23 protein-coding genes and 4 pseudogenes are annotated in these 25,664 nt (G+C 69.8%); 20 read left to right on the forward strand and 7 right to left on the reverse strand.

The window, feature by feature from the left end; translation table 11 throughout:
• The first annotated feature begins 124 nt into the window (after positions 1-124).
• Genes BJY18_RS12495 through BJY18_RS12515 form a run of 5 tightly spaced genes read left to right on the forward strand, consistent with a single transcriptional unit; the run spans position 125 to position 4,390 of the window.
• On the forward strand, positions 125-1,150 hold the full coding sequence (locus tag BJY18_RS12495; RefSeq protein WP_184780133.1) for an amidohydrolase family protein: 1,026 nt from the start codon (positions 125-127) through the stop codon (positions 1,148-1,150).
• A complete protein-coding gene (locus BJY18_RS12500) occupies positions 1,150-1,893 on the forward strand; it encodes an iron-sulfur cluster assembly protein (protein WP_184780134.1) in 744 nt (247 codons plus the stop codon). Before BJY18_RS12495 ends, BJY18_RS12500 begins: the two co-directional genes overlap by 1 nt.
• On the forward strand, positions 1,890-2,915 hold the full coding sequence (locus tag BJY18_RS12505; RefSeq protein WP_184780135.1) for an NAD(P)-dependent alcohol dehydrogenase: 1,026 nt from the start codon (positions 1,890-1,892) through the stop codon (positions 2,913-2,915). Before BJY18_RS12500 ends, BJY18_RS12505 begins: the two co-directional genes overlap by 4 nt.
• Entirely contained in the window at positions 2,912-4,054 is a 1,143-nt protein-coding gene (locus BJY18_RS12510) for a glycerol dehydrogenase (RefSeq protein WP_184780136.1), read from the forward strand. Before BJY18_RS12505 ends, BJY18_RS12510 begins: the two co-directional genes overlap by 4 nt.
• A gap of 15 nt (positions 4,055-4,069) precedes the next feature.
• Positions 4,070-4,390 (forward strand): putative quinol monooxygenase, encoded by a 321-nt coding sequence (locus BJY18_RS12515; protein ID WP_184780137.1) that lies wholly within the window; start codon positions 4,070-4,072, stop codon positions 4,388-4,390.
• Positions 4,391-4,463: 73 nt separating this feature from the next.
• On the opposite strand, the gene BJY18_RS12520 is transcribed toward BJY18_RS12515, so the two are convergent.
• Positions 4,464-5,339: an LLM class F420-dependent oxidoreductase gene (locus tag BJY18_RS12520; protein WP_184780138.1), complete on the reverse strand. Its 876-nt coding sequence runs from the start codon at positions 5,337-5,339 to the stop codon at positions 4,464-4,466.
• A gap of 200 nt (positions 5,340-5,539) precedes the next feature.
• Here BJY18_RS12520 and BJY18_RS38005 point away from each other — a divergent pair.
• Both BJY18_RS38005 and BJY18_RS38010 read left to right on the forward strand, forming a co-directional pair.
• Positions 5,540-6,031: pseudogene (locus BJY18_RS38005) on the forward strand (SDR family oxidoreductase); the annotation flags it as partial.
• 145 nt (positions 6,032-6,176) lie between these two features.
• On the forward strand, positions 6,177-6,815 hold the full coding sequence (locus tag BJY18_RS38010; protein ID WP_376774759.1) for a sigma factor-like helix-turn-helix DNA-binding protein: 639 nt from the start codon (positions 6,177-6,179) through the stop codon (positions 6,813-6,815).
• Here BJY18_RS38010 and BJY18_RS12530 read toward each other — a convergent pair.
• Positions 6,728-8,662, reverse strand: a complete 1,935-nt coding sequence (locus BJY18_RS12530; protein WP_184780140.1) for a glycoside hydrolase family 84 protein — start codon at positions 8,660-8,662, stop codon at positions 6,728-6,730. The two genes, BJY18_RS38010 and BJY18_RS12530, sit on opposite strands and share 88 nt — an antisense overlap.
• 276 nt (positions 8,663-8,938) lie before the next feature.
• Here BJY18_RS12530 and BJY18_RS12535 point away from each other — a divergent pair, with 276 nt between their 5' ends.
• The 4 genes and pseudogenes from BJY18_RS12535 to BJY18_RS12550 all read left to right on the forward strand — a co-directional run.
• A complete protein-coding gene (locus BJY18_RS12535) occupies positions 8,939-10,348 on the forward strand; it encodes a tetratricopeptide repeat protein (protein WP_184780141.1) in 1,410 nt (469 codons plus the stop codon).
• A gap of 81 nt (positions 10,349-10,429) precedes the next feature.
• Entirely contained in the window at positions 10,430-11,875 is a 1,446-nt protein-coding gene (argG, locus tag BJY18_RS12540) for an argininosuccinate synthase (RefSeq protein ID WP_184780142.1), read from the forward strand.
• A 56-nt stretch (positions 11,876-11,931) separates the two neighbouring features.
• The gene (locus BJY18_RS12545; protein ID WP_184780143.1) at positions 11,932-12,864 is read left to right on the forward strand and encodes an LLM class flavin-dependent oxidoreductase; all 933 of its coding nucleotides are present in this window, start codon (positions 11,932-11,934) and stop codon (positions 12,862-12,864) included.
• A gap of 170 nt (positions 12,865-13,034) precedes the next feature.
• A pseudogene (locus BJY18_RS12550) lies at positions 13,035-13,191 on the forward strand (IS481 family transposase); the annotation flags it as partial.
• Between the two features lie 475 nt (positions 13,192-13,666).
• Here the strand turns inward: BJY18_RS12550 and BJY18_RS12555 are convergent.
• Both BJY18_RS12555 and BJY18_RS12560 read right to left on the reverse strand, forming a co-directional pair.
• Positions 13,667-15,445 carry a dihydroxy-acid dehydratase domain-containing protein gene (locus BJY18_RS12555; protein ID WP_184780144.1) on the reverse strand — a complete coding sequence of 593 codons (1,779 nt, stop codon included), beginning with the start codon at positions 15,443-15,445 and terminating at the stop codon, positions 13,667-13,669.
• 204 nt (positions 15,446-15,649) lie between these two features.
• Positions 15,650-16,663, reverse strand: a complete 1,014-nt coding sequence (locus BJY18_RS12560; RefSeq protein WP_184780145.1) for an NADPH:quinone reductase — start codon at positions 16,661-16,663, stop codon at positions 15,650-15,652.
• A gap of 233 nt (positions 16,664-16,896) precedes the next feature.
• Between BJY18_RS12560 and BJY18_RS12565 the strand changes: the two genes are divergently transcribed.
• On the forward strand, positions 16,897-17,550 hold the full coding sequence (locus tag BJY18_RS12565; RefSeq protein WP_184780146.1) for a TetR/AcrR family transcriptional regulator: 654 nt from the start codon (positions 16,897-16,899) through the stop codon (positions 17,548-17,550).
• A gap of 85 nt (positions 17,551-17,635) precedes the next feature.
• Positions 17,636-18,066 (forward strand): annotated as a pseudogene (locus BJY18_RS12570) (transposase).
• A 9-nt stretch (positions 18,067-18,075) separates the two neighbouring features.
• Here BJY18_RS12570 and BJY18_RS12575 read toward each other — a convergent pair.
• Entirely contained in the window at positions 18,076-19,017 is a 942-nt protein-coding gene (locus BJY18_RS12575) for a GlxA family transcriptional regulator (protein ID WP_184780147.1), read from the reverse strand.
• A 143-nt stretch (positions 19,018-19,160) separates the two neighbouring features.
• Here BJY18_RS12575 and BJY18_RS36815 point away from each other — a divergent pair.
• Together BJY18_RS36815 and BJY18_RS12580 are read left to right on the forward strand one after the other, a co-directional pair.
• Positions 19,161-19,417: pseudogene (locus BJY18_RS36815) on the forward strand (DUF885 family protein); the annotation flags it as partial.
• Positions 19,418-19,504: 87 nt separating this feature from the next.
• Positions 19,505-20,554, forward strand: a complete 1,050-nt coding sequence (locus BJY18_RS12580; RefSeq protein ID WP_246458853.1) for a DUF885 domain-containing protein — start codon at positions 19,505-19,507, stop codon at positions 20,552-20,554.
• Between the two features lie 6 nt (positions 20,555-20,560).
• Here the strand turns inward: BJY18_RS12580 and BJY18_RS12585 are convergent, their stop codons facing one another.
• Entirely contained in the window at positions 20,561-20,986 is a 426-nt protein-coding gene (locus tag BJY18_RS12585) for a Fur family transcriptional regulator (protein WP_184780148.1), read from the reverse strand.
• Between the two features lie 118 nt (positions 20,987-21,104).
• Between BJY18_RS12585 and BJY18_RS12590 the strand changes: the two genes are divergently transcribed.
• The 3 genes from BJY18_RS12590 to BJY18_RS12600 are packed head-to-tail and all read left to right on the forward strand — an operon-like array spanning position 21,105 to position 23,139.
• On the forward strand, positions 21,105-21,626 hold the full coding sequence (locus tag BJY18_RS12590; RefSeq protein ID WP_312873827.1) for a Fur family transcriptional regulator: 522 nt from the start codon (positions 21,105-21,107) through the stop codon (positions 21,624-21,626).
• Positions 21,627-21,674: 48 nt separating this feature from the next.
• Complete coding sequence (locus BJY18_RS12595) at positions 21,675-22,541, forward strand: alpha/beta fold hydrolase (RefSeq protein WP_184780149.1); 867 nt, start codon at positions 21,675-21,677, stop codon at positions 22,539-22,541.
• A gap of 4 nt (positions 22,542-22,545) precedes the next feature.
• Positions 22,546-23,139, forward strand: coding sequence for a TetR/AcrR family transcriptional regulator (locus BJY18_RS12600; RefSeq protein ID WP_184780150.1), 594 nt, complete (start codon positions 22,546-22,548; stop codon positions 23,137-23,139).
• A 31-nt stretch (positions 23,140-23,170) separates the two neighbouring features.
• On the opposite strand, the gene BJY18_RS12605 is transcribed toward BJY18_RS12600, so the two are convergent.
• Entirely contained in the window at positions 23,171-23,428 is a 258-nt protein-coding gene (locus BJY18_RS12605; protein ID WP_246458855.1) for a PLDc N-terminal domain-containing protein, read from the reverse strand.
• Positions 23,429-23,647: 219 nt separating this feature from the next.
• Here BJY18_RS12605 and BJY18_RS12610 point away from each other — a divergent pair, with 219 nt between their 5' ends.
• Positions 23,648-24,457, forward strand: coding sequence for a right-handed parallel beta-helix repeat-containing protein (locus BJY18_RS12610; RefSeq protein WP_312873828.1), 810 nt, complete (start codon positions 23,648-23,650; stop codon positions 24,455-24,457).
• 48 nt (positions 24,458-24,505) lie between these two features.
• A complete protein-coding gene (locus BJY18_RS12615; RefSeq protein WP_184780152.1) occupies positions 24,506-25,663 on the forward strand; it encodes an acyl-CoA dehydrogenase family protein in 1,158 nt (385 codons plus the stop codon).
• Position 25,664: the final 1 nt, after the last annotated feature.

Genomic DNA, 25,664 nt, shown 5'->3' on the forward strand with positions numbered 1-25,664 from the left:
AGCATAACCGGCGGCCCGTGCGGATGTCTCAAACTGAGACAGCGAAGCACTCGCTGACCTGCGTGAACAGACCTACCGTCCGTGGCCTGACGTGCCAACGCGGCCACGAAGGCGGAGGAACTCCATGTACAGCAAGGACGGCGAGAACTACTACATCCTCGACGCGCACATCGCGCTCTGGGACGCCCGCGCCGAGAACCAGCGCAACATCCACGGCAAGCAGTTCATCGACTGCTTCTACGACTACCACCGCAACCTCGGCCCGGAGTCCGAGACCTGGCCCTACGAGGACTTCCTCTACCAGGGCGGCGAACGGCTGATGAAGGACATCTTCACCGACGGCTACGTGGACCACGCGATCTTCCAGCCCGCCGCGCTGCCGGCCTTCTACCGCAACAACTTCGGCCAGACCGAAGAGGCGTTCGCGCTGGCGCAGAAGCATCCGGACAAGCTCACCTACAACCACTGCTGGGACCCGCGCTTCGGCGAGGACGGGCTCAAGCAGCTGCGCGAGGACGCGAAGCGGTTCAACCTCAAGGGCGCCAAGCTCTACACCGCCGAATGGTTCGGCGACTCCCGCGGCTGGAAGCTCGACGACAAGTGGAGCTACCGGTACCTGGAGGCCGCGCAGGAACTGGGCATCAAGAACATCCACATCCACAAGGGCCCGACCATCCGCCCGCTGGACCGCGACGCCTTCGACGTCGCCGACGTGGACAAGGTCGCCACCGACTTCACCGAGCTGAACTTCGTGATCGAGCACTGCGGCCTGCCCCGGCTGGAGGACTTCTGCTGGATCGCCACCCAGGAGCCGAACGTGCACGCCGGGCTCGCGGTCGCGATGCCGTTCATCCACACCCGCCCGCGCTACTTCGCGCAGATCATCGGCGAGTTGCTGTACTGGCTGGACGAGAACCGGATCCAGTTCTCCAGCGACTACGCGATCTGGACCCCGAAGTGGCTGGTGGAGAAGTTCGTCGACTTCGAGATCCCGGAGGACATGACCGAGTACCCGGCGCTGACCACCGAGGTCAAGAAGAAGATCCTCGGCCTGAACGCCGCCGCGATGTACGACATCGAGGTGCCCGCCGAACTGCAGGTCGCCGACCCACCGGCGAAGGCGGAGACCGAAGCCGTGGCGGTCGCCTGATGCCGGCCGTGGAGGAACGCGCCCGCGCGGCGCTGGACGAGGTGTACGACCCGGAGCTGGACGAGCCGATCACCGATCTCGGGTTCGTCCGCTCGATCGAGGCCCGCGGCAGCGAGCTGAACGTGCACCTGCGGCTGCCGACCTCGTTCTGCTCCCCCAACTTCGCCTATCTGATGGCCTCCGACGCGAAGGACGTGCTGACCGCGCTGCCCGGCGTCGAGCGGGTCGTGGTGCAGCTGGACGACCACCACGATTCGGACCTGATCAACCGGGGCCTGGCCGCCGACGCCGGATACCGCGGCACGTTCGGCAGCGAGGCGGAGAAGGACCTCGAGGAGCTCCGGCTCACCTTCCGGCGCAAGGCGCACACCGCGGCGATGGAGCGCGCGCTGACCGGGCTCCTGCGGGCCGACGCCGACCTCGCCGAGGAGCAGCTGCACGACGTCACCCTCGGGGACCTTCCCGAAGGACGCACGACGTCCGCGCTGCTGCGCCGCCGGGAATCCCTCGGCCTGGCCGTGACGCCGGAGCAGCCGGTGCTCGTGGACGACCACGGGCACCCCTACCCGCGCGAGGAGGTGCCGGTGCGGCTGCGGTTCGCCCGTTCGATCCGCATCTCGATCGACGGCAACGCGCACTTCTGCCGGGGCCTGCTGCGCACCCGCTATCCCGATTCCGGGTCCGACCAGGCCCCCCGGCCGCAGGACCCGTCCACATCCCCGATGGAGGCACGAGCATCGTGAAGGCAGTACAGGTCGTCGGCTACGGCGAGCCACTCCGGCTCACCGAGCTGGCCGAACCCGAGATCACCGGGCCCTACGACGTGATCGTGCGGATCGGCGGCGCCGGGGTGTGCCGCACCGACATCCACATCCTCGAAGGGCAGTGGAAGGAGAAGTCCGGCGTCGCGCTGCCCTACACGATCGGGCACGAGAACGCCGGCTGGGTGCACGCCATCGGCAGCGCCGTGACCAACGTCGTGGAGGGCGACAAGGTGATCGTGCACCCGCTGGTGACGTGCGGGCTGTGCCGCGCCTGCCGGTCCGGCGACGACGTGCACTGTTCGGCGAGCCAGTTCCCCGGCATCGACACCGCGGGCGGCTACGCCGAGTACCTCAAGACCTCCGCGCGCAGTGTGGTCAAGCTCGACGATTCGCTGGAACCGGCGGACGTCGCCGCGCTGGCCGACGCCGGGCTGACCGCGTACCACGCCGCGGCCAAGGCAGCGCACCGGCTGCGGCCGGGCCACCGCTGCGTGGTGATCGGCGCGGGCGGGCTCGGGCACATCGGCATCCAGGTGCTCAAGGCGCTCACCGCGGCCGAGCTGATCGTGGTGGACCGCAATCCCGAAGCGGTCAAGCTGGCCGAATCGATCGGCGCCGACCACGGCGTGGTCGCCGACGGCGGCCAGGTGGCCGCGGTGGCCGACCTCACCGGCGGCGAGGGCGCGGAGGCGGTGATCGACTTCGTCGGCGAGGGCGGCGCGACCCGCGACGGCGTCGCCATGCTGCGCCCGGCGGGCGACTACCACGTGGTGGGCTACGGCGAGAACATCGACGTGCCGACGATCGACGTGATCTCCGCGGAGATCAACTTCATCGGTAACCTGGTTGGGTCGTATCCTGACCTGTGCGAGCTGATGGTGCTGGCCGCCCAGGACAAGGTGCGGCTGCACACCACGCGGTACCCGCTGGAGTCCTTCCAGGACGCGCTCGACGACCTGGACGCCGGGCGCATCCGCGGCCGCGCGATTCTCGTCCCGTGAGCGCCCGCACGCTGATCAGCCCCGGCCGGTACGTGCAGGGCCGCGGTGCGCTGAGCCGGCTCGGCGAGTACCTGGCGCAGCTGGGTTCGGCACCGCTGGTGGTGGCCGACGACGTGGTGTGGGGCTTCGCCGGGCACGACGTCGAGGCTTCGCTGCGGGCCGCGGACCTGCCGGTGCGCCGCGAGGGGTTCGGCGGGATGCCGACCGCCGGCGAGGTCGACCGCCTGGTGTCGGTGATCCGGGCGTGGGAGGCCGACGTGGTGCTGGCCGTCGGCGGCGGCAGCACCATCGACGCGGTCAAGGCGGCCGGGTTCCTGGCGGGGACCCGCTGGGCGACCTGCCCGACGGTGGCCTCCACGGACGCGCCGTGCAGTGCGCTTTCGGTGATCTACACCGAGGACGGCGGGTTTTCCGAGTACCGGTTCTTCCCGCGCAATCCCGACCTGGTGCTGGTGGACTCGCAGGTGGTCGCGAACGCGCCCGCCGAGTTCCTGGTCGCCGGGGTCGGGGACGCACTGGCCACCTGGCTCGAGGCACGCGCCACCGCGCAGTCGGGCTCGGCCACGATGGCCGGTGGTGCGCCGACCGTTGCCGGGACCGCGCTGGCCCAGCTCAGCTGGGACGTGCTGTGGGACAACGCCGTCGCGGCCGTGGACGCGGTCCGCGACCACCAGGTGACCCCGGCGGTGGAGCGGGTGATCGAGGCGAACACGCTGCTGTCCGGGCTCGGTTTCGAGTCCGGCGGGCTGGCCGCCGCGCACGCCGTGCACAACGGCCTGACCGCGGTCGCCGCCACACACGGTCTCGCGCACGGACAGAAGGTCAATCTCGGTTCGCTGACCCAGCTGGTGCTCGAGGGCGCGCCGCGGTCGGACATCCGCGAGTTCGTGGAGTTCACCACCCAGCTGGGGCTGCCCACCACGCTGACCGAAACCGGGCTCCGCACCGATGATCCGGATACGCTGCGTACCGTCGCGGACGCGGCGACGGCGCCCGGCGAGACCATCCACGCCATGCCGTTCGAGGTACGCAGCGAGGACGTGTTCGCCGCACTGGTGTCCGTCGAACGGCTGGCGCGGCGGATCCGCGCCGACGCGAAGCTGCCCGAGCCGGTGCCGCACCAGGCGCACGGTTCCTAGGACGAGAGGAAGAAAATGATCTTCATCACCGCGAAGTTCCGGGTCAAGCCCGAGCACGCGGACGAGTGGCCGGAAATCTCGCGGAGCTTCACCGAGGCGACCCGCGCCGAGCCCGGCTGCCACTGGTTCGACTGGTCCCGCAGCTTGGACGACGCGAACGAGTACGTCCTGCTCGAGGCGTTCGACGACGACGCGGCCGGCGCGCACGTCAACTCCGAGCACTTCAAGGCCGCACAGCGCGAGCTGCCGCAGTACCTGGCGCAGACTCCGCGCATCGTGAACGCGAAGCTCGACCAGGACGACTGGTCCGAGCTGGGCGAGCTCGCCGTCAAGTAGCCGGTCTCGTCCCGGCACCGGTCCGTGCGGGCCTCCCTCGCGGAGGCCCGCACGGATGCGGTCGGACCCGCGCTCAGCCCAGCTGGGCCAGCTGCGCGACAGCCGGCGCCATACCGTCGATCCACGCGGCCGGCGTGCCGGTGGTCGGCGTGATGATGACGGTCTGCACGCCGAGTTTCGCGTAGTCCGCCATGGCCCGCACGAACTCGTCCCGGGTTGCCGGCTCCGGCCGGGGGTTGTTGGCGGTGATCGTCTTGCTGATCGCGTCGTAGTCCCGGCCGAGGTCGTCACAGTGCCGGCGCAGCACGTCGAGCTTGTGGGCGACGTCCTCGGGCGAACTGCCGAACAGATTGCACGCGTCGCCGTACTGCGCGACCAGCCGCAGCGTCTTGCGCTCCCCGCCACCGCCGATGAGCACCCGGGGCCGGTGGATCGGCTGCGGCGAGCACAGCGTCTCGGCCAGCTGGTAGTGCTTGCCCTCGAACGGCCCGTCGTTGGCGGTGTCCCACATCTGCGCGCAGATCCGCAGCGTCTCCTCCAGCCGTTCGAACCGCTCGGCGACCGGCGGGAACGGCACCCCCAGCCCGCGGTGCTCCCGTTCGTACCAGGCAGCGCCGACGCCGAGCGCGGCCCGTCCGCCGGAGAGCACGTCGAGAGTGGTGACGATCTTGGCGAGCAGCCCCGGATGCCGGTAGGTCACCCCGGTGACGAGCAGCCCCAGCTCGACGGTGGAGGTGTGCGCGGCGAGGAAGCCGAGCGTGGTGTACCCCTCGAGCATGGGCGATTCGGCGGGCAGCCCGGTGGGCTCGATCTGGAAGTAGTGGTCCATGAAGGACAACCAGGAAACCCCGGCCTCCTCCGCGGCCACCCCGACCCGCGCCAGCTCCCCCGCGACCGCGGTGGTGCCACCCTCGATGTCGAAAATCGGCACGTGCATACCCAGCTGCATGAACCCGGCTCCCGTCCTGCCGCCCGGCCCTGCCGCCGGACGTGGTACCGCCGAGGCTAGAAGCTGGAGCGCACTCCAGCGCAAGTCTGCTGGCGAGCGCACCGCGAGCAGCCGGCTATGACGTAGGACACTTCGGTCACCCGACGGGTCCCTTCTCCCCCGGCGGTCCACATCAGGACCGGTCGAGGAAGGGAAACGAGATGTCCGAGCAGCTGCCCAGTGCCGTGGTCAGCGGAGCGAGCCGGGGCTCCGGGCGAGCCATTGCCACCGCACTCGTCGGCCGCGGATACGCCGTCACCGGCATCGCCCGGGGTACCGACGGCCTCCGAGCGGTGCACGCCGAACTGGGTGACCGGTTCACCCCGCTCCCGGCCGATGCCACCGACGAGTCGGTTGCCGAAGAAGTCCTGTGCACCCACCGTCCCGGACTGCGCGTGCTCAACGCGGGTGCCACCCCGCACATGGCGCCGGACCAGGACCAGACCTGGGAAACCTTCAGCCGCAACTGGCACACCGAGGCGAAGCACGCGTTCGCCTGGATCCGCGCGGTGCTGCGGAATCCGCTACCGGACGGGGCGGTCGTGATGCTCATGTCCAGTGGTGCGGTCCTCGGCGGTTCTCCGCTCAGTGGCGGCTACGCCAGCGCCAAGGCCGCCATCCGCTACCTCCGTGGCTACGCCGCCGGCGAGGCGGCGCGCGCGAACCGGAAAACGCACTTCGTGACGTTGCTTTCCCAGGGAGACCGCGCCGACCCTCCGCGACGAATCCGTGCCCTGGCTCCAGCCCGTCCCCGACCGCCTGCTCGACCCGGTCACAGCGGCCGTGGACCGAGCGAACGTGCGGCTCGCGTTCGTCGCCGCGTTGCAGCTGCTGCCCGCGCGCCAACGCGCAGCGCTCACCCTGCGCGACGTGCTGGCGTTCTCCACCGCCGAGGTCGCCGGCCGGCTGGACATGACGGCCGCGGCCGTCGACAGTGCGCTGCGCCGCGCACGGGCGCGGCTCACCGGCGCAATGCCGGCCCCGATGCGCTACCGCCGGAACACCGCGTCCTCGCGGATCGCTACGCCGAGGCATTCACCCGCGCCGACGTGCCCGCATTGGCTGCACTGCTGCGGGCCGACGTCGAGTTCGAGATGCCCCCGATCGCCGCGTGGTTCGCCGGACGCCCCGCAGTGCTCGGTTCTCTGTCTTCGCGGGTGCTGGGCGGCGGGCAGTGGGGATTTTCCCCGACCCGCGCGAACGGGCAACCGGCCTACGTCGTGCACAACGGCGAGCGCCCATACGGCGTGCAGGTGCTCACCCTCGCCGGCGCGGGGATCGCCCGCATCACTGCGTTCAACGATCCCGCACTGGTCCCCGCCTTCACCGGATGACGCCGACCGCCTCGGTTATGCCGCTCCCGCTGTGGAGCCGACCGTCGCATCCCTTGCCTGGGAGAGGAAAGTGTCGAGCACGCCGTCGCCGACCAGGGCTTGACGTACGCCCCAGGCGTTGGTGTTGCCGGTTTTCACTGCCTGGGCCTGGGAGACCAGGCTGTCGCCGGTCGTGGTCAGTTGCCGGGCCTTGTCCTGGTCGCCCTCCGCGGCGGCGGTGAGTGCGTCGATCCGGGTCACCATGGCCTGGCCCCACAGCGCGGTGGCGTCCAGCCACGGGCCGGCGTCGGTGACGAACGCGCTGTCCACCCGGCCGTCGCGGATCACCGGTGCGGCGTCACGGATCTGCTCGGCGTAGGCCCGCAGCTCGCCGGAAGCACTGTGGTCGCCCGCGTTCCAGCGGTCCCAGAAGTCGGCGGTCTTGGCCGCGAGAACCGGCGCCTGCGGCTGCCACGGCCCAGGGCCCGACGAGGGGCCGTAGTGCTCGAGGTCGGCGAACACGGTCAGCGCCGCGGTCGCCTCCGGGTCCCCACCCGCGAGCCGCGCGAGGGCCTGCGGCCAGGAGCGCTCGGCCGAGTAGGCGGCGTCGTTCCAGGAGAAGTCCGCGACCCCGAACTCGGCGATCTGGCTGGCCGCTTCCTGGTTCATCGGGTTCGAGACGATCCCGCCCAGGTACTGCGACAGCCCGGCGTCGCGGTGGTCGTACGGGGCCAGCAGCAGCCGTCCGGCGGACTCGCCGTAGTCGTTCACCGGGTAGTTGTCCCACAGGAACACCTTGCGTCCGTACAATGTGGACACCTGGCGCGCCTGGTCGTTGGTCACGCTGGGCGGGACCACCGCGGTCCCGGTCCACTGGACCACCACCGACGGGTCGAGGTTCTCCCGCAGCTCGGTCTTGTACGGCGAGTCCTCCAGGTCGCTGTACTCGGTCGGCACTGTCTGAAGTGGACGGACACCGTCGTGGGTCTTCACGAAGTCGGCGGTGATCGCGTTGAGCAGCGTGACCTGGGCCTTGCCCGCGGCGGCCTGCCCTGGCGCACCGTAGGCCGCCTGGTCGCCGTCGCAGTTCCACTTCGTGTAGGAGATGTCGTCGAACGGCATGGAGAACGACCGCACACCCAGGTCGTAGACCGACTGGAACTTCGCCTTCACCGCCGCCACGTCCGCGGCCGAGGAGAAGCAGATCGAGACGCCCGGCGAGAGCGCGTAGGTGAATTCGACGTGGTGCGCGGTGGCCGAGGCGACCACCTGGCCCAGCGTCTCCAGCTCCTGCTGCGGGTAGGGGTCGCGCCACTGCGCCCGCAGGTACGCGTCGTCCTTCGGACTGTAGATGTAGGTGTTCGCCTTGGTCTCGCCGAGGAACGCGATCTGGTGCAGCCGGGCCTCGGTGCTCCACGGCGGACCGTAGAAGCCCTCGATCGAGCCGCGCAGCGCCATGTTCGGCCAGTCGCGCACGCTCACGCCGTGTACTGCCCAGCTGCCGCCGGACGGGACGAGCAACTGCCGCAGCGTCTGCACTCCGTAGTACTGGCCGGAACCGTCGCGTCCGGCGATCAGGATGCCGGACAACCGGGACACCGTGAGCGCGTAACCCTCCGCCTGCGACGGCGCCTGGCTGCTGAAGCCGGGACCGCCGAGGCGGACCAGCAGGAGACCGTGCTGCTGTGCCGCGGCATCGGGGTCGAGCGTGATGATCCGCTTGGCCCCGTGTTCCTTGAGCAGGGTGGAGAGCAGGTCCTTCGCCGCCGCGTCGGTGGTCTGGTCCACCACCAGCACGACGGTGGACGGGATCTTCACCTCGTCCGGCTGGCTACTGATCTGTTGCGGGGTCGGGGAAACGACCGGCACGCCACCCGGAGCCGCGGCGGCGGGCTGGGTGAGAGCGAGGGTCGCGGCGATCGCGCCGGCCACCGCCACGGCGGCGAGCCGGATTCTGCCGGGCAGAGTCATGTCTTCCCCTCTCGGACCCCGACCCGCCGTTGGGCCGCGGCCAGCAGCGTAAATCCGGCATCGATCGGACGTCTAGGCCTAACCGGATGAGGCCACGCGGAAGAAAGTCACCGACCGCATCGTGCATCGTCACTGCTCCAAACGGTGTAACCCACCACCGTGCACACCAATCGGGTATCCCATTGGTCTGATGACTGACCGGTCCCGGCCGACGCGGGACCGGTCCCGCGTCGGTTGCCGGAAACTGGGCGCCTCCGGCGAACCGAAAGGGCTGCCATGTACTCGCCGCCTGACACCGACGAACGGCCGGCCGCACGCCCGCGCGACCGGGTGGCTGCCGCCGTGGGCAACGCTTCCCTGCTCGGAATCGGCTACCTGCTATTGGGGCGGCGGCTGCTCGCCGCGGTCACCATCGTGGTCACAGTGGTGCTCGTGGTGCTGCTGACGACCGTCGCACCGTTCCGCTGGTTCGAAGTGCTGATCTTGGCGTGGTGGGCGTTCGTCGTGGCACACGGGTGGTACCTGGCGCGCGAGAATGCCGCGAAGGTCGGCAAACAACGGATGATCGCGCTGTCGGTGACGGCAGTCGTGTTCGCCGCGGTGGGACTGCTGCGGTTCGACGCGGTCCGGATCGACGGAGTGATCGCCGACGCCCGGGCGCAAGGCAGTTGCGCGACGGCGACCGAGGCGCTGGACAGCCGCTGGCTCGGGCACCGCGTCGCGGACGCTCCGCTCGTGACCGGAGAGGAAGCCACCCGGGAAGCATGCCGCCGGTTGCGCGCGGCGAACGGGAAACTCGCCCGAGCGCTGTCCGGCAAGCCCGGCGCGACGGCTGCCGCGTTCGGCGAATTCGCCTCGGTGCGCCGGGAGATGCCGGGACACGAGGCGATGGCCGCGGTCGTGCTCGGCGGTTTTCTCCGGCACCTCCCCACCCCGGATGCGTGCACGACCGCCAAGATCGACGACTGGCTCTCCGCGCACGCGTCGGCCGGGCCGGCGCCCGCGCAGTCGGCCGCCACCGTCGCCCGTACCGCGCCCGCCGCGTATCTCGGCTGCGGCGACCGGCTGATGACGGCAAAGGACTGGACCACCGCACGCACCTGGTACCAGCGGATCGTCGACCGCTACCCCACCGATCCCCGCGTGGCGAAGGCGAAGGAAGGCATCACGAAAGCCACTCAAGCACTGGAGCTGGCCAAGGTCCGGGAGCTCTTGGACGGGCCGACGGGCATCGAACCGGACTACTGCGACAGCCCCGCGCCCTACAGCGCCGCCGCCCCGTACGGCGCGGGCACGAACCGTGCACTCTTCTACGGCAACGACGGGTACAGCGGCCGTTTCCCCGCGGAGTGGCGCGCGTCCGACGCGGCGCAAGCAGTGCTCGTGGTGTGCCTGGGTGACGACGAGGACGGCACTCCGGTGCAGACCTGCCCGTACGAGAACAAGATGGTGCCCGAGTTCCCGATCGAGGTGACGTTCCACAAGGTCGCCGTTCCGCTGAAGGCCTACGAACTGCGCACCGGCAAACTGGTGGTGGACACGAAGGTGGAGATCGGTGGCGCCAGCTGCCCGCGGAAACTGCACTACCGCTCCTACGTCGCCGACCTGGGCCCGCCGTCGGACACCGGCGTCGAGCCCTCGGACGCGGACGTACGGGCGGCCTTCGCCCCGATCATCCGGAAGTGACCACACCGCGCTGACCTGTGGAAACGTGAGCACGCCCACCCCGGGATGCACGTTCATACATCGTCATGCATAATCATTCCCATGTCCAAGGTGCTCACTTCCCTTCCCGTCGGCGAGCGGGTCGGCATCGCGTTCTCCGGTGGTCTCGACACGTCCGTTGCGGTGGCGTGGATGCGGGACAAGGGCGCGGTCCCGTGCACGTACACCGCCGACATCGGCCAGTACGACGAACCCGACATCGCGTCCGTGCCCGGGCGGGCCGGCCAGTACGGTGCCGAGCTGGCCCGGCTGGTGGACTGCAAGGAGGCGCTCGTCGAGGAGGGGCTCGCGGCGCTGACCTGCGGCGCATTCCACATCCGCAGCGGCGGCCGCGCGTACTTCAACACCACGCCGCTCGGCCGCGCCGTCACCGGCACCCTGCTGGTGCGCGCGATGCTCGAGGACGGCGTGCAGATCTGGGGCGACGGCTCCACCTACAAGGGCAACGACATCGAGCGGTTCTACCGCTACGGACTGCTCGCCAACCCGTCGCTGCGCATCTACAAGCCGTGGCTGGACGCCGCGTTCGTCGGGGAACTGGGCGGGCGCAAGGAGATGTCCGAGTGGCTGCAGGCGCACGACCTGCCCTACCGCGACAGCACCGAAAAGGCCTACTCCACCGACGCCAACATCTGGGGCGCCACCCACGAGGCGAAGTCGCTGGAGCACCTCGACACCGGGATCGAGATCGTCGACCCGATCATGGGCGTGCGGTTCTGGGACCCGGCAGTGGAGATCCCCGCCGAGGACGTGACGATCGGTTTCGAGCAGGGCCGCCCGGTCACCATCAACGGCAAGCCGTTCGCCACCTCGGTCGAGCTGGTGCTGGAGGCCAACGCCATCGGCGGACGGCACGGGCTGGGCATGTCCGACCAGATCGAGAACCGGATCATCGAGGCGAAGAGCCGGGGCATCTACGAGGCGCCGGGCATGGCGTTGCTGCACGCGGCCTACGAGCGCCTGGTCAACGCGGTGCACAACGAGGACACCGTGGCCAGCTACCACAACGAGGGCCGCCGCCTCGGCAGGCTCATGTACGAGGGCCGCTGGCTGGACCCGCAGGCGATGATGCTGCGCGAGTCCCTGCAGCGCTGGGTCGGCACCGCGATCACCGGCGAGGTCACCCTGCGGCTGCGCCGCGGCGAGGACTACTCGATCCTCGACACGTCCGGTCCGGCGTTCAGCTACCACCCGGACAAGCTGTCGATGGAGCGAACCGAGGACTCCGCGTTCGGCCCGACCGACCGGATCGGCCAGCTGACCATGCGCAACCTCGACATCGCCGACTCGCGCGCGAAACTCGAGCAGTACGCCGGGCTCGGCATGGTCGGCAGCTCGCACCCGCGGCTGATCGGCGCCGCGCAGGCAGCCTCCACCGGCCTGATCGGCGCGATGCCCGAGGGCGGTGCCCAGGCCATCGCCTCCCGCGGCCAGGCAGGCGACGACGAGCTACTGGACAGCGCCGCCATGGAGTACGGCACCGACTGACGCTTCCGGCACTCGCGGACGGACGAGACGGGCGGGGCGCTGGCAGAGTGGGTCCGGTGGAAACCCCGATCGGCGTCATCGCCCCGCCCACTCTGCCTGCCGGACAGCTCCTCGACTACGCCGAGCGTGCCGACGCACTCGGGTTCGCCGAGCTGTGGGTGTTCGAGGACTGCTTCCTGCGCGGCGGCGTGGCGCAGGCCGCGGCCGTGCTCGCGCGGACCGGCCGGATCCGGGTCGGCATCGGGATCCTTCCCGCCGGCGCGCGCAACGCGGCGTTCGCCTGCCTGGATCTCGCGACGCTCGCGGAGCTGTTCCCCGGCCGGCTGATCGCGGGCATCGGTCACGGCACGCCCGCGTGGATGCGCCAGACCGGTACGTGGCCGGCCAGCCCGGTCACCTTGCTGCGCGAGTACTTCGACGCCACCCGCGCGCTGCTGCACGGCGAGCGGATCACGGTGGCAGGCAAGTACGTCCGACTCGAGGACGTCCGGCTGGAGCAGCCACCGGCGGTTCCTCCCCCGCTGTACGCCGGGGTCCGCGGCCCGCGGTCGCTGGCCGCCGCCGCGGAGGTGGCCGACGGCGTGATCCTGGCCGAGCCGGTGACCCCGGAATACCTGCACCAGGCCCGGGAAGTCGTCGGCACGAAGGACATCGTGGCCTACCACGTCGCCGCCGTGCACGACGACGCCGAGCGCGCCCGCGCCCTCGTCCGCCCGCACCTGGAGACGTTCGGCGAGCCCGACTGGGCACCGCACATCGCCCCGCTGCCGTTCGCCGCGGAATTCCGTCGGCTGCGCGAGAACGCGGCCTCCCCGTCGGACTTCGCCCGGCAGCTCCCGGACGAATGGGCCGATCAGCTCTCCGTCGCCGGCACCCCGGACCAGGCCCGCGCCCGCCTCGCCGAGATCCCCGCCGACCACCACGTGCTCTACCCCGCCGGGCCGGATCCGTTGGCAGCACTGGAAAACCTCGCCCGGGTGCTGGCTTAGGTGTGATGTTCAGGGACGTTGTTGTGGTTTGAGGTGATCGATGGGCGGCCTGTCGTGCAGAAAGACGAAGGCCTCTGGTTGTGAAGTGGAGCTGTCGAGGAACCACGTCACTGACCGGAGGCCTTCGTGTCGTGTCGCAACCCAATGCCGCCCTGACCCCCGTACCCGTTATGCCCGCCTCCACCGTGCACGCGGTCCTGGTTCGCTGCCGGATCAACCGTCTGTCCCGCATCGACCGCGTGACCGGGGATCCGTGACGCCGCTACGAACACCCCTACCCCGGGCTCGCTGATCCATGTGGATATGACCAAGTTCGGCAACATTCCAACGGCAAGATCGAACGTTTCAGCGCACCCTTGCCCTGAGAGCGTGTCTCATGTGCCGGGCCTTCGGAGTTCCGTGTAGCACATGAGGCTGGTGCTGAGCCACGAAATGTTCGGCAGGCAATCCCCGTCACCCTTGTGCGACACAGCACTGGTTCCGAGGATGAGGAAGGCGAGGAGGTGTTCGGCAGTGCGTTCGAGCCACGGTTGTCGTTTGTTACGGTTCGGTCACGCCCGCACCGCCTCGCTCGACCGCCTGGCCTGAACACCCCGGCGGCTGTCACGCACGACTCCGGAGGTGCCGGGATGCGCCCGACCCATCCGCGCACCAGTCGCCAGACCGACCGCCGCTCGCGCGACCGCCCGCCTCGCCGCGGTCCGCAGTCCGCGGTCCGACCAGAGCGTACGGCTCAAGACAATGCCCCGGTGCCGGTCCCAGGCATCCCGTTGCGGGCGAGCGGGAGCCTGGAACCGGTGACTCAGCGCTGGGTACCGGAAGGCGTGGCCATCCCGGCGCCCTCCAGGGCCGTGGCGGCAGCGGCGCGCATGCGACGCAACAGCCGCGTCGTGACCGGCCGGACCAGGGGATGCTCGCCGCCGTGCGAGGCGGCCTCGTCCTGCCAACGCCGCAGCCTCGCCTCGAACGTCGCCGAGTCGGCCAATTCAGCGGAGTCGAGTGTGTCGTGGTCGAGGTCGACGGTGATCGTGTCCCCGTCCTCGATCAACGCGATCGGCCCACCGAGAGCGGCCTCCGGCCCGACGTGCCCGATGACCAGGCCGACCGATCCGCCGGAGAAACGCGCGTCCGTCATCAGCGCGACAGAGATCCCCTTCCGCCGGCACAAGGCAGTGATGCGTGACGTCGGATCCAGCATTTCAGGCATTCCGGGCGCGCCGCGCGGGCCCTCGTAGCGAATGACGACCATGTCCTGGTCCGCGAAGATGTCCGGCGTGTCGACGAGGGCGCTCAACAAGTCTCGCTCGCTGTCGAATACTCGCGCACGCCCGACGAAGCGGTTGTCCACGATGCCCGTCTCGACACCGGCCAGCTTGATCACCGCACCGCCGTTCGGGGCGAGATTGCCCGACAGCAGCCGGAGACCACCGGTCGGCTTGAACGGCGTGGCCACGCCGAGGACGACCTCGCCATCCGGCGCCGGCGGGTCGAGACGAGTGACCTGCTCAGCCAGGGTCTCGCCGGTGCACGTCAGCGTCGAACCGTCGAGAACGCCGTGGTCGAGGAGTTCCTTGACGATCACCGGGAGACCGCCGACCGCGTCGATGTCCACCATGCTGTACTTCCCGAACGGGCGGGCGTTGATCAGCACCGGCACGGTCCGGGAAAGCTGGTTGAAGTCGTGCTGGGACATGACCTCGGTCCAGAAATCGATCCCGGTGGCCCGGGCGATCTCGGGTGCGTGCAGCAGCACGTTCGTCGATCCGCCCATCGCGATGGCCACGATCGTGGCGTTGCGGAACGCGGCGGGCGTGGCGAGGTCGCGGGGAGTGATGGCCCGCTGGGTCATGATCTCCAGGCAGTCCACGAGCTGTTCGGGGAACACCTCGGTCCGGCGCGGGTCCTCGGACGCGGGCGACACCATGTGCAGCGGCTCGAGCCCCAACAGCGCGATGAAGGTCTGCATGGTGTTGTAGGTGAACATCCCACCGCAGCTGCCGTGCCCGGGGCAGGCATTGCGGGCCCAGCGCTCGCGCTTCGCCGCATCCGGGTCTCCCGCGACCTGGAAGCAACTGACGAGGTCGATCGTCTCGCCGGTCAGCGGATCCGTGCCCGGGCGGATGGAGCCGTCCGAGAGCACCACGGCGGGAACGTTGCGTTCCATGATCGCCGCGGTGGTACCGACGGGCGGCTTGTCACAGGCGACGACGGCGACGACACCACGGATGTCGCTGCCCTCGAAGTGCAGTGACAGCCCGTCGTTGGTCGTCTCCCTGCCGATCAGGGAGTAGCGCATCTGCGGTGTGCCGTTGCGCTGCCCGTCCGAGATCCCGCCCGAGTAGTTCGGCGCCAGCAACCGGACCGGCAGGTCCCGCTCCGCGATCCGGCGCCCCATGGCGGCGTGGATGGCGTCGACCTTGTCGTTCACACCGACGTAGCAAATGCTGTCACCCAGGGTTCCGACGACACCCCACGGCGCTCCGTGGATCCGATCCACGTCCTGGCCCAACGCCAGCGCCGTGGCCACAGCCTGACAGTCCTGCCCAGGCCGCCAGACGTCTCGACCGCTCGATTCGCTCATCCGTCCGTTCTCCTCGTTCCGCGTGGGTCTCCGCAACATACCCAGTTCCGCGCGGCGGCACCGCACGACCTTGGCCCGTTGCCCGCCGTTTCCGCCGGGCCGGCCGCCCGGTCGGGGTACACGTGTTCAGCGCGGTCCGAGAAATCACCGACAGCCAGCGGGAATGTGACAGATGCTCCTCGACCCCAGGCATCAGCGTCGCCATCATGTCTCCGCGATGTCCAAAAGAACTTTGCCGACCGTTCCTTGTTCGACCGCGTCCTGCGCCACCGAAGCCTCCGCGAGGGAGAAGTGATGGATCGGGAGCCCAGAGTCCTCACCGACGCAGAAGCCACCAGTGGCGATGGCCGCCGTCACGTCGCTCGCCGCGCACGCCAGCGCTTCGGCGTGCAGGGAGTACAGGACAAGGTACTGATATCGGAGGTTCTTGAAATATGTTTCAAAAATGGGTACTGAGTATTCGTCGCCTCCGTGCTTGGCATAGATCGCTACGGTTCCGCCGGTTTTCAAGACAGCAAGGTCCAGTGCGTTGTTCTGGGCTGGAGCGACCTCCACCACCAAGTCCACGCCGTCGGGCGCGGCCGCGCGTACCGCGCTCTCGACGTCGCCCTGCCGATAGTTGATCACATCGTGGGCACCAGCGGCCTTCGCCAAGGATTCCTTCCTGCTGGAACTCACCGTTGTGACGACGGTCGCGCCCGACCAGCGCGCCAACTGGACTGCGGCGTTGCCGACCGCTCCTGCACCGCCCTGCACCAGGACCGTCAGTCCGGTCATCGCACCTGGCCCCAGACGCGCGGGGCCGCGATCGTGCACTGTCAGAGCACGATGCGCAGTCAGCGCCGGAACCCCGATGGCGGCACCGATGTCGAAACTCGCCCCATCGGGTAAAGGAACGACGCGGCTGATCGGTTGCACCACATACTCAGCCGCTGTACCGAAAGGCTTTCCGTGCTGGGCGAGAATCAGCCAGACGCGATCGCCAACCTTGAAATCGGCTGCCTGCGGCCCCACCGCGTCGATGACGCCGGCACCGTCTTGCCCTGGCGTCACTTCATCGAAGGGCAGCGGTCGGCTTCGGAATCGCCAATCGGTGGGATTGACCCCGGAACGCATCAGGCGGACCCGCACTTCGCCCGGACCGGGCTCGGGAATGTCGCGCTCGGCCAGCGACAGAACGTCGGAGGCGCCGGGGCGACGGTAGACAATGGCTCGCAAGTCGAGACTCCTGACTGGTCGCGACGGACTGTCTCGCTGCCGCTCAAGCAGCGCTCGAGAACGACCACCACGTCGCGTACCCGGTGGGCGCGTTCCGGTGCTCACAGTCGGCCTCGAAGGCGCTTCCGCATCAGTCAGCCAGTCCATGTGGAATAAACTGTTCCATCTTGTCCTCACCGTACCGCGGCTCGCGAGAAGATGGAAGCATTACTTCCGGATGCTAGTCTTGAGGCATGGGTGTGAAGCCACTACGACGAGATGCGATGGAAAGTCGTGCTCGGATCATCAGCGCTGCGCGAGTGATTTTCGCTGAGCATGGGTGCGAGGTGCCGCTGTCCGAGGTCGCCGCTGCCGCCGAGGTCGGCGTGGCAACGCTTTCACGCCACTTCGACCGCGCGCAGCTCGTCCAAGCCGTCATCGAACAACGCCTGCTGGAACACGTGAACACCGCTGACGACGCGCTCGCGCTGGCTCCCGAAGAGGCAATCCTCTCCTACGTGCGGGGCCTGTGCGCTCGCGGGCTCGTCGATCGCAGCCTGATCCGAACGTTCACACTCCCACTGCCGAACTCGCAGATCGCGGGCCGCTTGCGTCGCCAGCTCCGACTGCGGCAACTGAAGCTCATCAGGGCCGGGCAGGATGCGGGCGTGCTGAGGGCGGGTGTGGTACCCGAAGATCTTCTTCTCGTTCTCCTTGCTGTGCAGTGCAGCATGGAGAGCACGACTGGAGATGCAGCGTGGCAACGCACGCTGGCGATCCTTCTTGCCGGACTGTCCGATGCCGCCACAGACCACGAGTTGCCGAGACCCCCTCGGCTGGACGCCCTCTTTCACCCTGCCAGCGGTCCACGACCGGGTCGACGACCCAGCTCGCTGTCGAAGTCTTGACACCAAGGGCGTGTCTTACGTGGTTGTGGGCAGTTGATGATGCGGCATGATCTTGGTCGTGGTTGATCGGTTGTGGTTGCGGTAGGTGCCGGATGAGTTGTGGGAGCTGGTGGAGCTGCTGCTTCCGGGGTTCGAGTCGCGTCCGCAGGGTGGTAGCCGAGGATTGCTCGACTGGAGTCGCGCGATCGTGGACGGTGCCTGTGTCCGCGCGAACAATGGGGATCGCTGACCGGGCCGAGCCCGGTTGATCGAGGCAAGTCCGGCTCGAAGATCCCTGTGCGGTCCGAGCGCTGGATACGTGATCAACGCGTCGTGGTACGAATTGCCCGCAAGGGCATCGAGTCTGTCGACAGACTCGGCCAGCACCGCTGGGTCATCGAGCAAACCATGGCCTGGCTCACCGGATACCGGCGCCTGACCCTGCGCTACGAACGCAAAGCCCGCCATTTCCTTGCATTCCTCACCCTCGGAGCCACCCCCGCCTGCTGCAAGAACCTACAAAAACACACCACATGAGACACGCCCTTAGGCCCGCTGGAAACTCCCGCGATACGCCCGCGGGCTGGTGCCGACCACGCGTTTGAACCGGTCCCGGAACGACGCCGGCGAGCCGAAGCCGACCTGGTCGGCGATGCGGTCCACCGGGTGGTCCGTGGCCTCCAGCAGATACTGCGCGCGGCGGATCCGGGCTCGCAGCAGCCATTGCAGCGGCGTGGTTCCGATCTGCTCACGGAAGCGGCGGTTCAGCGTCCGGGTGCTCAGGCCGGCGTGCGCGGCGACGTCGTCCAGGGTGAGGTCTTTCTCGCAGTTCTCTTCGAGCCACGCCAGCAGCGGCTCCAGCATCGAACCCCGCGGCACCGGAGACAGGTCCGCCGCGATGAACTGCGCCTGCCCGCCTTCGCGTTCCAGCGGCATCACCGAAAGCCGCGACGCCTGGGCCGCCACCTCCGAGCCGTGGTCGCGGCGGATGAGGTGCAGGCACAGGTCCAGCCCGGCCGCCGCACCCGCGGAGGTGAGCAGCTGCCCGTTGTCGACGTACAGCACGTCCGGGTCGACCTCGACCCGCGGGTAGCGCGCGGCCAGCTGCGGTGCGGCAGCCCAGTGCGTGGTCGCGCGCAGGCCGTCGAGCAGTCCGGTCGCGGCGAGCACGAAGGCACCGGTGCAGATCGAAGCGAGCCGCGCTCCCCGTGCGGCCGCGGCACGCACCGCGTCGATCACCTCGTCCGGGACCTCGTCGACTTCCGAACGGCCGGGCACGATCACAGTGTCGGCGGCCGTGAGCGCTTCGAGTCCCCATCGCGGCCGCAGGGTGAAGGCGTCAGCGTCGATTTCCGCCGTGGGCCCGCAGATCCGCACCTCGTAAGCGGGTTCCCCGCCGGGCAGCCGAGTGCGGCCGAACACCTCGATCGGCGTGGCGAGGTCGAACGGGACGACCTGCGGGAGCGCGAGAACGGCCACGATGTGCATGGCGTGATCCTAGCGGTAACCGGTGTTCAAGCCAGTGGCCCGCGACAGCCGGGCCGGGATAGCGTCGCCGGGTGACCCCGATCTTCGAGCTCTCCGCCGACCATGTCACCGCTGAGGCCGCGCTGGACCCGGTCACCGCCACGGTGAGCGGCGTCGACACCGATCCGGCCGCGCTCACCGACTACTCGCCGTCCGGCTTCGCCGCCCGCGCCGACCTCGCCAGGGCCACGCTCGCCCGGCTGGCCCGGCTGACGCCGGAATCGGCCGGGGACCGGATCGCCGGCGCGCATTTGCGGGAGCGGCTGGAGGCTCAGCTGACCTGGCACGACCTGGGTGAACCGTTGCGCACCGTGAAGGCGCACTTCGGCACGCTCGGCCAGATCCGCGATTCGGTGGACCTCCTCCCCCGCCGTGACGCCGAGGACTGGCGCGTGGTCGCCGTCCGGCTGGCCGGTGCGGAACCGATACTCGCCGGCTGGCCGGGGAATTGCGCACCGCTGCCGACACCGCGCATCGCGCGTACGCGGAGCTGGCCCGCTTCCTCCGCACGGACTACGCGCCGCGGGCCACGGAAACCGATGGCGTCGGCGCCGAACGCTACGCGGCCGGCGCCCGGCTGAGCCTGGGCGCGGACGTCGACCTCGCCGAGGCGTACCAGTGGGGCTGGGACGAACTCCACCGCATCGAACAGGAACTCGCCGCCGAGGCGAAGCTGGTACGCCCGGGCGCGAGTGTCTCCGAAGCGGTCACCCTCCTCGACGAGCAGTACTCTGTGGACAGTGAAGAGTCCTATCTGGACTGGCTGCGGGCCGCGCACGAGCGCGCGCTGGACGCGGCGGGTGAGCACTTCGACATCCCGGACCAGCTGCGTGCCCTGGACGTGACGATCGCACGCGGATCGGCGGCCGGGGCGCCGTACTACACCGGCCCGAGCGAGGACGGCACCCGACCGGGCCGGACCTGGTGGCCGCTGGGCGGACGCGAGCGCTTCGCCGTCTGGTCGGAGCTGACGACCGTCTTCCACGAGGGAGTACCCGGTCACCACCTGCAGATCGGCACCGCGAAGCTGGCGGCGGACCGGGCGAGCCGGTTCGCCAGGGTGCACTCGGTGAGCGGGCACGCCGAGGGCTGGGCGCTCTACGCCGAACGGCTCGCCGACGAGCTGGGCTGGTACGCCGAGCCCGGCACGCGGCTGGGCATGCTCGCCGGATCCGCGATGCGGGCAGCCCGCGTGGTGCTCGACATCGGGGCGCACCTCGATCTTCCGCTGCCGGACGGCAGCCGGTGGGATTTCGCCACCGCCTGCCGGTTCCTGCGCGAACGCGGGCTCGCCGGAGGCCACCGAGTGCACGCCGAAGTGGTGCGCTACTTCGGCTGGCCGGGCCAGGCCATCGCGTACAAGCTCGGGGAACGCGCGTGGCTGCGGGCGCGAGCCGAAGCCGCCGCGAAGCCGGGATTCACGCTGCGCCAGTGGCACCACGACGCGCTCGCCGTGGGTCCGGTCGGCCTCGCCGCACTGCAGGACGCCGTGGGCTGAGCCGCGTCAGGAAGCCGCGCTTTCGCAGGCTTCGCAGAGACCCCACCAGGTGACCTCCGCCTGGTCGACGCGGAAACCGGGGACCTCGCCGGGGTCGAGACAGGGACTGGCGCCGATCGCGCACGGCACGTCCTGGATCCGGCCGCAGCCGCGGCAGACCAGGTGATGGTGGTTGTCGTGGGTTTCCAGCTCGAACCGCGCGGGTGAGCCGGCGGGCTCGAGCGGACGCAGCAGACGGGCGGCCACAAGGTCGTCGAGGACGTTGTAGAGCCCCTGCCGGGACAGCCCGCCCACCGCGCCTTCGGCCTGCAGCGCGGTGGCGATCTCCGCGGCCGTGACGTGCGGCGTGCGCTCGACCGCGGTCAGCACCGCCCGTCGCTGCGGGGTGTTGCGCAGGCCCCTGTCCCGCAATCGGGCCGCCACCTCGTCCATAGCCGGGATCGTACCGCCAGAGTTGACCGGATCCATTCTGAAGTGCAACGGCTCACAGCCCCAGACTTGATTGGATCATACAATTGACCCGATCAAGTCTGCGAGCTACAAAGGAACGGTGTCCACCACCTCAGCCACCGCCGAACCCCTCGCCACCGGCCCGCACAGCGCCGGCCCCCACAGCGCCGGATCCCGCGGCGCCGAGCCCACCAACGCCGAACCGCGCAGCGCCGGCCCGTTCGAAGCCGAACCTCTCGACGCCGTCGCTCAGCTGCGGCGCGCCGGACTTCGCGTGACCACCGCCCGGCAGGTCGTCCTGGAGACCCTCGCCGAGCATCCGCACTGCACCGTCGCCGAACTGCTGCCCCAGGTCCGCCACCGGCTGCCGATGGTCTCGACCCGCGCCGTGCACGACGTGCTGACCACCGGAGTCACCGCCGGACTCGTCCGCCGCTTCGACCACGTCGGCGTCGCGCAGCGGTATGAGCCCGCCCTGCTCACCCACCAGCACCTGGTGTGCGGCCAGTGCGGCCGGCTGGACGCCGTGCCCTCGACCGCGGATCCGTCCGGCGAACCGGTCGCCGGCCTGTGCTCCCGCTGCTCGGCGGACGGCCGCGCACACACCCGAGCCGACCGGTGACCTCCCGGGTAATTTACATACAGACTGCATGTATGTAATCTGCCCCGCATGACCACACACGAGGAACTGGGCCAGGCACGTCACGTCCGGCTACCGCAGGGCGAGCTGCGCTACTTCGACCGCGGGACCGGCGCTCCGGTGGTTTTCGTGCACGGAGTGCTGACCAACGCGGTGCTGTGGCGGAAGGTCGTGCCGGCGGTGGCGGAGGCCGGATTCCGCACGCTGGCACCGGATCTACCGTTCGGCGCGCACAGCGCGGCAATGCGCCCGGACGCCGACCTGAGCGCCCCCGGAGCGGCCACCCTGCTCGGCGACTTCCTCGACGAGCTCGACCTGCGGGAGGTCACCCTCGTCGCCAACGACACCGGCGGCGCGGTCACGCAGCTGCTGCTCGCGCGGTACCCCGAGCGGGTCGGGCGGGTGGTGCTGACGCCCTCGGACAGTTTCGAGTACTTCTTCCCGCCGATCTTCAAGCCGCTGTCGACGATCGCGCACGTGCCCGGATCGATGGCGGTGCTCGGGCAGCTGCTCCGGATCAAGGCGCTCCACCCGCTGCCGATGGTGTTCGGCTGGGTGTCGAAGCGGCCGATGCCGGACGAGATCGCGCAGGCGTACCTGTCCCCGTTGCGGAAATCCGCAGGCGTACGAAGGGATCTGCGCAAGCTGCTGCGGTCGGTGCACCCGAAGCACACGCTCGCCGCGGCGGAACGGCTGCGGGGGTTCGAGCCGCCGGTCCTGCTCGTGTGGCCGCCCGAGGACAAGCTGTTCCCGATCCGCCTCGCGCACCGGCTGGCAGACCTGCTGCCGCACGCCGAGGTCGTGGAGGTCGCCGACTCCTACACCTTCGTCCCGGAGGACCAGCCGGACGCTCTCGCCGGGCACATCATCCGCTTCGCGGGCGTCATGGCAGATTAGGTGGGTGCGACGTACCCAGCAGGAACGCTCCGACAGCACGCGTTCGGCCCTGACCACAGCCGCCCGCACGCTGTTCGGCACCCGCGGGTACCACGACGTGCCGGCCGAGGAGATCACCCGGACGGCCGGCGTCACCCGTGGCGCGCTCTACCACCACTTCAACGACAAGCAGGGCTTGTTCCGCGCCGTGGTCGTGGAGGTGGAACGCGACCTGACCGCTGAAGTGGCCGGGGTGCTGGCCGCCGCAGCCGATCCGCTCAGCGGGCTGGCCACGGCGCTAACCGTGTTCCTGGACGCCTGCCTGCGGGAAGAAGTGCAGCGCATTTCGCTGACCGACGCCCCCGCGGTGCTGGGCTGGGACACCTGGCGCGAGATCGAGCACGAGTACGGGCTCGGCCTGCTGGTGGAAACCCTGACGAAGGCCAGGGAAAGCGGCGTACTGGTGGACATTCCGGTGCGCGCGCTGGCCCAGCTGGTGCTGAGCGCGGTGATGGAAGCCGCCCGGATGATCGCCAAGGCCACCGACCCGGACCGGGTGCGTGCGGACACCCAGCAGGTGCTGGCGACGTGGCTGAGCGGGCTGGTCCGGGCGGAGTGAGCCACCGGCGGCCGGCTTGGGAGGGCACCGGTCAGCGTGCGTCCAGGTACGCACTGCGCTTGCCCAGCAGGAACCACAGCAGCGGGCCGAGCAGCGGTGCGCAGAACGCGAACACGATCCACAGCAGCTTCACCCCGCAGCCGAGCGGGCTGCCGAGCACACTGACCAGTGCGGCGATGAAAAACACCAGCGGCACGGCCACCAACGCGACGATCAGCCCGGCGCCGAGGTAGGACCCCACGTCCGTTGCCTCGATCATCGAGTCGGCCAGTGCTGCGGTGACGGTCATCGGTTCCTCTCCCGGTCTTCGGGGGTCCACTTCGGACCCTCGGCTTCGATGACCCGATTATGCGGACGTCCGGCCGGGGCGCGAATCGGCTCGTCGGCTCGTCCCGGCTACCCCGAAAGTCGTATCCGGGACCAGTCCCGGTGCCCACGACTAGCGTCCGCACCGTCCAGGTTTCCGGCGGCATCGCGTCGCCACGCGAGAAATGAGGGGGACTCCGCCGTGAAAGCTCCGATCCTGCTCGGCAAGGCGGTACTGGTCGCCGCACTGGCCCTGCCGTTCGTGACCGCGGCGGCCGATGCGCAACCGGGCCCGGCCGGGTCCGACCGGCTGCGGATCACCGAAGGCGGCACCCCGGACCAGCCGCGGACCTACTCGGGCAACGGCGAGCAGGTCGGCGGAATCGACGTGGAGGCCGACAACGTCGTGGTGGACGGCTACACGATGGACCGCCCGGAGGCGCCCGGCATCGAGATCCACGGCAGCAACGTGACGGTGCAGAACATCACGGTCAAGGCGCCCCAGGGCGGCGACGGCGACGGCATCCGCTTCTTCGGCGACCACATCAGGATCCTGCACAACACCATCAGCGACACGGACAACAGCACCGGCGCGCACGCCGACTGCATGCAGACCTTCGCCACCGACGACGAGGACATCGCGAGCACGAACGTCGACATCGAGAACAACCGCTGCGAACGCGTCGACAACATGTGCCTGATGGCCGAGGGCCCGGACTCCGAGGCCGGCGACGGCAGCGGCGAGGGAGTCTCGGAGAACTGGACCTTCCGCGGCAACTACTGCGAAACCCGGGAAGCCTCGCAAGCGGTGATGATCGACGACGTGCAGAAGCTCACCGTGGCGGGCAACACCTGGGCGGCCGGCCCGGACCACGCGATCGGCCTGCAGAACCACTCCACCGACGCGCACGTGCAGGACAACAACCTCGATCCGTCCATCGACTGCGAGGTCGGGATCGACGAGTCCTCCCGCGACGGCTACCAGGGCCCGGAACCGGAGTGCGAACCGTGACCGGGGACCCCGGTCGCCTGCCGCCGCCGCGACGGCCATAGTGGGCACATGGGATCGGTCAGCGCTGAGGACTTCCGCCACATCCGGGACCTCGTCCGGGAGTTCGTGCGTACGGAGGTGGTTCCGCGGGAACGGGAGATCGCCGAGGCCGACGCGGTCCCGGACGACCTGCGGAACCAGGCGGCCGCGATGGGCCTGTTCGGCTACGCGCTGCCCGACGAGTGGGGCGGGCTCGGACTCGACCTGACCCAGGACGTCGAGCTGGCGATGGAGCTCGGCTACACCTCGCTCGCGCTGCGGTCGATGTTCGGCACCAACAACGGCATCGCCGGGCAGGTGCTCGTCGCCTTCGGCACCGCGGCGCAGCGCGGCGAATGGCTCGAGCGGCTGGCCTCCGGCGAGGTCGTGGCCTCGTTCGCGCTCACCGAACCGGGTGCCGGGTCCGATCCCGCCGGACTGCGCACCACGGCGCGCCGTGAAGGCGACAGCTGGGTCCTCGACGGCGAAAAGTGCTTCATCACCAACGCGCCGATCGCCGGCCTGTTCGTCGTGTTCGCCCGCACCCGGCCGGCCGGCGAATCCGGTACCGGCATCGCGGTGTTCCTCGTTCCCGCGGACACGCCCGGCGTCGAGGTCGGGCCGCACGACCGGAAAATGGGCCAGGAAGGCGCCTGGACCGCGAATGTCGCCTTCACCGGCGTCCGCATCCCGGCCGCGAACCTCGTCGGCGGGGACGAGGAAGCCGGGTACCGCGCGGCGATGACGTCGCTGGCTCGCGGCCGCGTGCACATCGCCGCGCTCGCCGTCGGCACCGCGCAGCGGGCGCTCGACGAATCCGTCACGCACGCGGCCACCGCCACCCAGGGTGGCCGGCCGATCGGCGAGTTCCAGCTCGTTCAGGCCATGCTCGCCGACCAGCAGACCGGGGTACTGGCCGGACGGGCGCTGGTCCGCGACACCGCCGCCCGCTACGTCTCCGGCGAAGACCGCCGGATCGGCCCGTCCGCGGCGAAGCTGTACTGCACCGAAATGGCCGGGAAGGTGGCCGACCTGGCGGTGCAGATCCACGGCGGGTCCGGATACCTGCGCGACGTCGCGGTGGAACGCATCTACCGCGACGTCCGCCTGCTCCGGCTGTACGAGGGCACCAGTGAGATCCAGCGCCTGATCATCGGCGGCGGACTGGTCAGGGCCGCCCGGCGGTGAG

This window comes from Amycolatopsis jiangsuensis, from assembly GCF_014204865.1.
Classification (GTDB): Bacteria; Actinomycetota; Actinomycetes; order Mycobacteriales; family Pseudonocardiaceae; genus Amycolatopsis; species Amycolatopsis jiangsuensis.